This is a genomic window from Halobacillus sp. BBL2006 (assembly GCF_000786645.1).
Taxonomy (GTDB): domain Bacteria; phylum Bacillota; class Bacilli; order Bacillales; family Halobacillaceae; genus Halobacillus.
Window position 1 is genome coordinate 1 of the sequence record NZ_JRNX01000536.1, and the last position, 2713, is coordinate 2713.

The 2713-nt window shown below is 40.4% G+C and carries 2 protein-coding genes; one reads left to right on the forward strand and one right to left on the reverse strand.

Features of this window, described 5'->3' with window-relative positions; all coding sequences use genetic code 11:
• A partial coding sequence (locus LD39_RS15405) for an ATP-dependent DNA helicase (protein WP_035549192.1) occupies positions 1-1880 on the forward strand: 1880 nt, incomplete at its 5' end.
• Positions 1881-1961: 81 nt separating this feature from the next.
• Here the strand turns inward: LD39_RS15405 and LD39_RS23160 are convergent.
• Positions 1962-2713, reverse strand: a 752-nt coding sequence (locus LD39_RS23160; RefSeq protein WP_035549195.1) for a TaqI-like C-terminal specificity domain-containing protein, incomplete at its 5' end; no start/stop codon positions are given.

Here is a 2713-nt window from a genome sequence, read left to right on the forward strand (position 1 = left end):
TCCAAAAGCAAACAAAAGAAAAGAAATGTTTCAAAAAAACCTATTCCCTTACTGAATTAGACTCGTTTATGAATGGAGTCATCAAGGACTACTTGTCGTATGCACGTATTTTATTACATATTCGTGAGCAGAAGAAACAAACGATTCCGGAACTTGATTTCCCTTTTTCTCAGTATCGACAAGGTCAGAGGAAGCTAGCGGGGAGTGTTTACCGAACAATTCAAGAAAAACGGGATCTATTTGCGCAAGCGCCGACAGGGATAGGTAAAACAATTTCCACCCTGTTCCCGGCTATTAAAGCAATGACTCTAGGAGAAACAGATCGGATTTTCTACTTGACTGCGAAAACCGTTACGAGAACAACTGCGGAGGAAGCTTTAATGCGTATGGAAGAACATGGTTTGATGCTGAGATCTGTGACTCTGACAGCTAAGGATAAAATTTGTTTTCAAGAGGAAACCATCTGCCAACCAGATTATTGTGAGTTTGCTGATGGATATTATGACCGCATCAACGGTGCAGTGGTGGATATCCTAATAAACGAAACCCAATTAACGCGCCCTGTGATAGAAGAATATGCAAGGAAGCATAAAGTATGTCCTTTTGAGTTTTCCTTAGATTTGACAGACGTCGTAGATGTTATTATAGGGGACTACAACTATATCTTCGATCCAAGGGTTTCTTTGAAAAGGCTTTTGCCTGAGAACAAGAAGAGAACGGCATTGTTAATTGATGAATCTCACAATCTTGTGGAACGAGCGAGAGAAATGTTTTCGGCATCGATTTGTGCTAGTGAGTTTCTAAAAGCGTCAGAAGAAATTGCTGATGAAGACGAAAAATTGAATCAAACGAGCTATGCAGTCTTTCTGGACTTGCTCAAGATTAAAGACGAAGAGCATCAGGAATTTACGATTTCAGAAGTTCCAGGGGAGTTAGAAGAGAACTTAGAAAGGTTTGTAAATCAAGCGGAGCGGTACCTCCAGGGGGAGAATGAAGAAGAGCGCTCCGAGAAGATACTCGACCTTTACTTTGCAGCCCAAAATTTCTTGAAAATCCATCAGCTCGTTGATGATCATTATCGATTGATCGCTACGAAAAACAATGGAGATCTGACTCTGAAGTTATTTTGCCTGGATCCTTCCGAGGTGCTAAGTGATACGACGAAGGCTTTTCGCTCAAGCATTTTCTTTTCTGCCACTTTGTCCCCGTTCGGATATTATATGGATATGTTAGGCGGAAAAAAAGAGGATTACATCCTGCAGCTCCCATCACCTTACGATTCTTCGCAAATCGATTTAATGATTGCTCCGCTTTCCACTCGCTACCGGAGCAGGGAACAAACGGCAGGGCGCTTGGCTGAATTGCTCTTTAACCAAGTTGCAGCCCATCCAGGGAACCATTTGTTCTTTTTTCCTTCTTATCATTACATGGACTTGGTTTATCAAAAATTTCAAAAGTATCAGGAGATAGAGTCGGTAGCTCAAGAACAAGGGATGGATGAAGAGAGAAGAGAAGACTTCCTTAATCAATTTGTGAACGGTGGCAGGTTGGCAGGTTTTGCAGTTCTGGGAGGGGTTTTTTCTGAAGGAGTAGACTTGAGAGGTGACCGTTTAAACGGAGTCGCCGTCATCGGAATTGGACTTGCACCTAGAAGTTTTGAGAAAGAATTAATAAAGGACTATTTCACACAAAAAGGCAGAAATGGTTATGATTATGCGTATGTGTTCCCCGGTATGAACAAAGTCCTTCAAGCTGGAGGACGATTGATACGTTCTGAGGAAGATCGAGGAGCTATTCAACTTATTGATGATCGCTTTCTTTCGTCAAAATATAAACGTCTATTTCCAGAAGATTGGGGTAATTATCGAATTATTAAATAAAATGATTTCCCGGGAAATAGATTGATGAATTATGTCTTTAATTACGCATAAAAAGGTCGGTCCATGTTTGGATCGACCTTTTTATAGCTTTTCGAACAAATCATTACAGAAGTCTTCCACATGCATTCTCGTTTTGTGGGATATTCCATAGATATCGTAAATGATACGATCCAATTCATGCTTTTCTTCTAAACTGTAAAAGCATGAATTTGACATTTTTTCTTTCACAAATTGTCTGGAATATTCAATAACAACCTTTTTGTTTTCAGGAGATGGGTCAATATAGGGTAACTTCTTTATATAACCAGCAGTAATCATATTGGTTCTATTTAGCAGCTTTCTCAACACATATTTTACTAGCTGGCTATTCAGTAATCCTAAGAAATAGTAAAGATCTTCCTGCTTATCAGGAAATAGGTTTGCATTCACTCCAAACAAGCTCCCTCTAGGAAGGTAAGCGGCTGAAAACTCGACGCCCATTGAGGAGCATGTAATCCCTTCGCGGTAAAAATAAGATGGGTTTCGTGTTGTGAAAGTCGAGTGTTTCTCCTTTTGGAGGGGCCAATCTTCATGTATGTAGTACTTAGGTGGGTAATACCAAGCATCTTTGACGCCTCCATTTTTGTAAAAGGGAATCCATTCATCCTTATCTGCTACTTCACTCGCTGCCCTCAAAAAATACCGGTCATTACCTGTCGAAATCCCCGTTCCTATCTTAACGACGTCGCCTAATGTCGTATAAGTGGGGTGGAAAAGAGACAAAATTTCTACTGGTACGTTAATAGCGAAATTTTGATTGGGGATGGTTTCGAAGAATTTTTGTGGCAGGTGTT